Raw genomic sequence first — 6,957 nt, 5'->3', positions numbered from 1 at the left:
GTCAAACAGAAGTTTAGATAAATTAACAAATGAGTTTCTTGATAATCAAGAAGTTAGCTTTTCTAAGAACAAAGAACTAGAACAAGAACAAATAACGACGAAAGAGAAAAAGAGAAAGGGAGCCTCCCCCACCCCCTCCCAAGGAGGGGGGTACGACGCCGACAAGAAGAGTTTGAGGGAAAGGGGAGCCTCCCTCGACCCCTCCCAAGGAGGGGAGTGCGACGGTGAGAAAAAAGGGGTGAGGAGAAAGGAAAGTACAACGGTCATACACTCTACTACATCTTGTGTCAGTAAACGGCAGAAAATAAGGATAATGAAAGTGTGGCAGAGGGCCGAACACGCAGCAGAAACTCCGCCCTTACAGGTAGAAATGGGCGTAATATACAACCTATTAAGCCAGCTTTATCAAGATAATGACTACATGACAAGCCTCGAACGCATTGCCAATCTTGCCGTGCGGATGAACTTTGTCGTACGCCGTAACCTATTTCTTTGGTTCCAACACTACTGTCAATCGTACGCCAAGCGAGTCAAAGATGTTGCTGATGCCAAGGACTATTTAGCCAATCTGATGCGCCCAGGAAGCAACATGCGCGCCCAATTCATGGCCTATCAAAACAAACTTTACAGCATCGAATGGGCTAAAAAGCAAGCGCTAAAGGAAAGAAGTAGAAACTGTGGCGGATTTATTAATGCTTCTAATAGCCTTTCATCAAAGGCTTTGCTCGTATCTGCCTAACCATAAAGCGACAGAAAATCCAACAGGGCGGTGTTTTACAAATTTAGAAATTAATACAGAAAGATATACCCTCACTTTTCCCCTTTCATCAGAAGTGGAAGTTTACGGTGGCCATAACATCATGTGTATACAGGGTTTCGCTCATATTCGGATACTTCTTCACTATATTTAGAAAACCTACATGGGCTTGAACACCAAAGCGCCAATGCTTTCCCACCTGATAATAAATGCCGGGCTGGATGCCGAAATCAAAGTTTCGGTACACTTTCTTTCCATTTAATTCGTCAGTAGGGTCGGCATCAACATAATGATAATCATTCGATGCAAGGATTGAAAATACCGGACCGAGTTCTGCAACCCACCCGTTTTCTTCAGATGCATGCTGATGATACTGCACCAAAACGGGCACATCTAAGAAAGAGCAATCATAGTATTCTTTACCTATCATAGCACTTTCAAATGGATTCCCAAATCGGCCACGATAGCCTACACCAGGCATGACCGACCAATGGGGTGACAGATAGCAGTTCAGTCCATAGCCCACACACGAAGCATAATAGACGCCACCCTCCATCATATTCGCAACTCCAACTCCCAGATAGAAGTTGTGTTCAATGGTCTTTTTCTGCGCATTTCCTGTTAATGCAAAACATAATGCAGCCAACAGGATTATCATTTTTCGTTTCATATGATTATTAATTAAAACTATCAAAGTTCTTTTTCTGCTTTCCAAAAGAGCGTTTCCACACTATGGAAATGGGCAAGCAAGCTTAGCACCACACATTTAATCTAACAAAAACATTAAATCAGCAGATACATTACAAAGATAAAAAAAATAGTAATAATAAAGAAACAACAGGTTGAATTTCCTGAAAAAACAAATCATCCACCCATGAGATAACAGATATGGCAACCTGAATTTATTCAATGTCTTCAATTATCCCATATACCATATAGGGAAAAATAGCTGAAAGCCCAAACGTATCAAACGCTGCATGCTACCTAAGCACACAGCGCCTATGGGATTTGAAGCCCGACGGCTTCTGATAAAACATCTCCTGAATAAATCTCCTTTACAACTATAACCTATCGAATCTAAATTGAAGCTTGTTAATGCGAAAATTAATTATTACGCTAAATAGAGATGTTTTGCTTCTTACTTTAATACTTCAATGTCATCTAATTCAATATATTCTGGAATTAATGGAAATCCTTTCCTTTCGCTACAAAAATAGAGAAAGGAAAAAAGAAAAGCAAGGATTAATACATTATTTAACATTGTTGACGGACACAAGTTTATACTTAACAACTCTAATAAACATGTATCCGTTAAACGAAGTAACTAACAGAGTATCTGCAAAATACGTTCAGCACTCCGTCCATCCCAACGTTCGGGAATACCAGATGCTTTCCACTGCCCCGAAATCATATTGGAAACTGAAACTGAAAGAAGTTTTGGGTCCTCACCAACAAGGACATTCGTACCCACTTTCACGGTTTCGATATGCTCCGTATAGCTATTGAGTGTAATGCAAGGAATTTGATTGAATGTTGCTTCTTCGGCCACATTACCGCTATCAGTGATGATACCACAGGCATGAGCCGTAATATATTCAAAGTCAAGATAGCTTTGGGGCTCTATCAACGTGATAGCAGAAGGGTAACTGGTTTCAGCCAAGATTTCCTTGACAACACCAGCTGCACGACCACGAAGAGGAGCTATAATAGGCAGTGTTGCATCGTTCATGCCACTGATAACAGCCTTGACGAGCTGGGCAAGATGTGCTTTGTTGTCAATAAGGGCCTTACGATTGAGCGTGAATACAATATACTTGCCTTCCTCAAGTCTAAGTTTATCAAGTATGGCAGGACGCTTCAAGTGACCGTGATTATAGCGAAGATTATCAATAAGAATGTTGCCAACCATGTAGACCTTACTCAATTCTGCACCCTCTTTGTTGGCAATGTTGTTGTTACTGATACCTGCTGTGAAGAGAACATCGCTCAAACCATCAATGACAAGACGATTGATTTCTTTCGGCATATTGATGTCAAAGCTGCGTGTTCCTGCTGCAATATGTGCTAATTTGATGCCTTGTTTCTTGGTAACGATAGCCGTTGCCATTGTACTTGCAAGGTCGTCAACAACGATGACGACATCAGTCGGATGCTGTTGCAGATATTGTTCGAATTTCGACATCACCTGACCGGTAAGTTCGTTGAGGTTCTCACAGTCAACATCCAAGAACACATCGGGACGACCAATCTCAAGATCAGTGAAGAGTGAAGCCTCAAGTGAAGGGTCGTCCGCGGTTCCGGTATAGATAAGCTGATAGTTTACAGCACTATAACTCTTATTGTTTCTAATGGTTCGGATAATCGGAGCCACCTTGATAAAATTAGGACGTGCCCCACAAACGATTGCAATATTCATACGCCTGACATTTTATCACAAAAGTATGAAAATATTATGAAACCATGAAACAAATGCAGTGTTATTTTTCTTATTCAGCCTTGAAAAGTTCCTTAATACCACCAATGCTTCCCAACATATTGGTAGCTTCGTAAGGCAGGAACACGGTCTTGTTCTTGTCTCCATGTGCCAATTCCTGCATCATCTGAATATATTTCTGTGCAAGAAGATAGTTGGCAGGGTTCGTACTCTTGCCAACGGCTTCAGTAATCTTGCCTATAGCGATTGCCTCGGCTTCTGCTTTGCGTATGCGTGCTGTCGCCTCACCCTCTGCATTGAGGATCGCCTGTTGCTTGGCAGCCTCAGCTTTATTGATAATGGCAGCCTTGTCACCCTCACTCTGTAGGATTTGTGCCTGCTTTTCTCCCTCACTTGTCAAGATTGTTGCACGCTTGTTACGCTCTGCCTGCATCTGTTTCTCCATGGCTTGAAGCACACTTTGAGGAGGTGTTATATCCTGAAGCTCCACACGGTTGACCTTAATCCCCCACTTGTTGGTGGCATCATCAAGCACACCGCGTAACTTTGTATTAATGATATCGCGGCTGGTGAGGGTTTGATCAAGTTCCATTTCACCGATGATATTACGCAAAGTGGTCTGTGTCAGCTTCTCTATGGCATTCGGCAGATTATTAATCTCATAGACAGCCTTAAACGGATCAACGATTTGGAAATAGAGTAAAGCATTAATCTGCATCTGAATGTTATCTTTTGTGATTACATTCTGGCGTGCAAAATCATACACTTGCTCACGCAGATCAATCGTATTGGTGTAGACATAGCGACCGTTATGCATCGCAACAATCGTCTTCGTACGGTCTACAAAAGGAATAATCAGATTGATACCCGGCTTGAGTGTCGCATAATACTTACCCAAACGTTCTACAATTCTCGTTTCACTCTGTGGAATAATCACCACAGTCATCTTAATGAAAATGATGGCCAGAACAACGAAGGCCGCCACTGCATAATAGATTCCCATACGCTAATTTATTTATGTTATCAGTTATTCATTATATCAACTTTACTGTTACAATGATTGAATCCCGGGCAATGATTTCCACCTTACTGCCTTTTTCTATTGTTTCAGGAACATTGCTGACTGCCTTCCACTCATCGCCATCCACTTTCACATAACCACTTCCGTCAGCAAGAATGGGTTCAATCACGATCCCAATACGTCCTATCAAGGCATCAGCATTACTGAGACGCTCTTCACCGGCAGCATGCAAGCGACGGAGCATCTTAGGGCGAATGAGCCAAATACTCAGTATCGAGCAGACTGCCCATATCAATATCTGTGCCCAGAAAGGAAAAACGAATGAGGCACCTGTAGCTACCAAGGCACCGATAGCAAGGCAGGTGATAAAGAAATCGCCCGAACTCAGTTCGAGAATAAGGCAACCCAACATGATGACTGCCCACATTATCCATAAGTTTCCTACAATGTAATCTATCATGGTCATGATCATTTAAAGATGAAACAAAATAATATCTTCTGTCAAAAAAGCCGTTCCTATCAGGAACAGGCTACGCCCCTACCCCTTTCTTCTGAAGTGGGTAAGGACGGCAAACACTGCTTTTATCGTCTTCGATGAGAAGCTTTCTTCTTTGCAGGATTAAGCTTTACGGACGGTACAGACTTTGAAGCATAGCCCGAAGCCTCATAATATTTCATGGCTGTAGGCATCCACTGCTGGATAGCTGCAATGCGTTTGGCATCACTGGGGTGATCACTGAACATGTCACTCTGATTACTATTTCCACTCAAAGCTGCCATTCGCTTCCAGAAAGGCACTGCCACCTGCGGATTATAACCAGCCATAGCTGCGAAAATCAGACCGATATGGTCGGCTTCTGTCTCATTGTCACGACTGTAACGGAGGTTGGCAAAGCTGAAACCTTGCTGTGCAACAGCACCTGCCAAATCACCAACCGACTGACCTGCAATAGCTCCAAGGATCTGACTTCCTATCTGAGTGCCATAGCTCTGGCGTATTTTCTTCGACATCTGTTCAGCACTATGCTTGGCAACAGCATGTGCAATCTCGTGCCCAAGGACTATTGCCAAAGAAGCTTCATCCTGCGTCACAGGCAACAAGCCCTCATAGACAACAATCTTTCCTCCCGGCATACAGAAGGCATTGACATTCTTGTCAGCAACAAGATTGAACTCCCAAGAGAAATTCTTAATCTCATCTGCAGCACCGTTATTACGCAAATAGGCCTCAACAGCAGAAGCCAAACGCCTGCCCACCCGCTGTACCATGGCAGTGTTTGCAGCGTTTGAAGACAGCTTTGCACTCTTCATGTATTTGCTATATTCTTCCTTACTGAGGCTCAACACCTGTGCATCACTGACCAACAGCGAATGCTTGCGACCTGTCACAGGCACAGTCTGTGTCGTTCCGCATGCTGCTATCAGCAACGAAGTGGCCAATATCAGCATCAAACTCTTTACATTCTTCATTATCTTCTTTAATCTCTAATTCTGCAATTTTACAGATGCAAATATAGTCTAAAAAGTGAGAATAACAAAGAAAATACGTTATTTTTCAGTATGTTTTGCATTATCTGATAATCTCATTCCCCACTCATCGGTTTGTGAAATGAATGTAATCACGCGATGAAATAAGTCAAATGAGGCGATAAAATGACGCACTTCACGAGATAAAATGACGCACTTCACAAGATGAAATGCGTCACTTTACTTTACCATGTGAAATGAGATGAGAAACCAAGACTTTCCTTTTGCATAATCAACTCATTATCAATCATTTCTATACCGATAACCAAACATATTGCAACACTACAGTACCTGATAGGAAAAGACATGCAAACATACGCCTAAGTACAATTCTTTTTATACTGCGATGGCAAGCAACCATATTGCTCTTTGAAGAATTTCGAAAACTGCTTTGGCGATAATCCCGTCTTATAGGCAATCTCTGCGACCGACATATTCCCTTGCTGGAGCAACTGAAGCCCATGCTGCAATCGAATGCTCCGCATGAATTCAAGCGGAGACAGCCCCGTTTCATTCATGAGTTTCTTATAAAGTGCACTACGACTGAGGTTCATCTCCTCACTGAAACGCTCCACACTGAACTCTGCATCAGCCAAATGTGCCTCGACAGTCTCTGTAGCCTGGGCTATCAAACGATTGTCGTCTTCAGACAGTGGCCTTTCATCCGGCATCAAACGAGTAGTAACAGCAGAAGTATCTGGTACAGAAGGCTTTGCAAGTTGTTTTTGATAGGACATAAAAAGCTTTGACATCAACCACCCCACAAGACCACAAAGGAAAACATATAAACAGATTGCCCACCACGATAACCAAAGAGGAGATTTGACATCAAGCTGCAAAGTGGTCACGATGTCTTCATTTCCGTCAAGCACCTTCACTTGCAAGGTATAATGACCGAAGGGCAATTGTCCTAAGTTTATGCCATTGTCGTTGCCCGTAATCCATTTATCTTCAAGCTTATATGCAAACTTAAGCGGAGCGGCATGAACATAATCTAAAGTGGAAACAAACAATTCTATATCATCATTATGCTCAAAGTTCAACGTCGTTAGCCTATCCCCATCGAAAGGAACCGTCTTACCATTCACTCGTAATTCGGTAAAATACAACTTTCGGCTCGTCATCCGATCTTCCAAAGCAGCAGGAGTCAGACGAAGATATTTTCCACATCCGCCTGCAAGAATATCGGCTCAGTAGAAAAGAGATGGGGAAATTTCC

At 42.6% G+C, this 6,957-nt stretch carries 6 protein-coding genes and 1 pseudogene; 1 reads left to right on the top strand and 6 read right to left on the bottom strand.

The features are described from left to right. Positions 1-739: pseudogene (locus HMPREF2983_RS14365) on the top strand (FERM and PDZ domain-containing protein 3); the annotation flags it as partial. Between the two features lie 88 nt (positions 740-827). Here the strand turns inward: HMPREF2983_RS14365 and HMPREF2983_RS12730 are convergent. From HMPREF2983_RS12730 to HMPREF2983_RS12705, 6 genes are all read right to left on the bottom strand, one after another. Continuing rightward, entirely contained in the window at positions 828-1,427 is a 600-nt protein-coding gene (locus HMPREF2983_RS12730; protein ID WP_070669044.1) for a porin family protein, read from the bottom strand. A 654-nt stretch (positions 1,428-2,081) separates the two neighbouring features. Continuing rightward, positions 2,082-3,173, bottom strand: coding sequence for a UDP-N-acetyl glucosamine 2-epimerase (locus HMPREF2983_RS12725; RefSeq protein ID WP_070669041.1), 1,092 nt, complete (start codon positions 3,171-3,173; stop codon positions 2,082-2,084). A gap of 70 nt (positions 3,174-3,243) precedes the next feature. After that, entirely contained in the window at positions 3,244-4,194 is a 951-nt protein-coding gene (locus HMPREF2983_RS12720) for an SPFH domain-containing protein (protein ID WP_004372175.1), read from the bottom strand. A 31-nt stretch (positions 4,195-4,225) separates the two neighbouring features. Then, a complete protein-coding gene (locus HMPREF2983_RS12715) occupies positions 4,226-4,672 on the bottom strand; it encodes an NfeD family protein (RefSeq protein ID WP_070669058.1) in 447 nt (148 codons plus the stop codon). Positions 4,673-4,794: 122 nt separating this feature from the next. Then, on the bottom strand, positions 4,795-5,682 hold the full coding sequence (locus HMPREF2983_RS12710) for a M48 family metallopeptidase (RefSeq protein WP_070669038.1): 888 nt from the start codon (positions 5,680-5,682) through the stop codon (positions 4,795-4,797). 377 nt (positions 5,683-6,059) lie between these two features. Next, positions 6,060-6,875, bottom strand: coding sequence for a helix-turn-helix domain-containing protein (locus tag HMPREF2983_RS12705; protein ID WP_141757665.1), 816 nt, complete (start codon positions 6,873-6,875; stop codon positions 6,060-6,062). Between the last annotated feature and the right edge of the window lie 82 nt (positions 6,876-6,957).

The organism is Prevotella sp. HMSC077E09, from assembly GCF_001814685.1.
Classification (GTDB): Bacteria; Bacteroidota; Bacteroidia; order Bacteroidales; family Bacteroidaceae; genus Prevotella; species Prevotella oris.
Note: the sequence above shows the minus strand (reverse complement) of the source record. Positions and strands in the feature narration are given on the sequence as shown.

Coding starts and splice junctions, on each gene's coding strand:
- HMPREF2983_RS12725 (WP_070669041.1), bottom strand. CDS start 3,173: ATGAATATTGCAATCGTTTGTGGGGCACGTCCTAATTTTATCAAGGTG.
- HMPREF2983_RS12730 (WP_070669044.1), bottom strand. CDS start 1,427: ATGAAACGAAAAATGATAATCCTGTTGGCTGCATTATGTTTTGCATTA.
- HMPREF2983_RS12720 (WP_004372175.1), bottom strand. CDS start 4,194: ATGGGAATCTATTATGCAGTGGCGGCCTTCGTTGTTCTGGCCATCATT.
- HMPREF2983_RS12715 (WP_070669058.1), bottom strand. CDS start 4,672: ATGATAGATTACATTGTAGGAAACTTATGGATAATGTGGGCAGTCATC.
- HMPREF2983_RS12710 (WP_070669038.1), bottom strand. CDS start 5,682: ATGAAGAATGTAAAGAGTTTGATGCTGATATTGGCCACTTCGTTGCTG.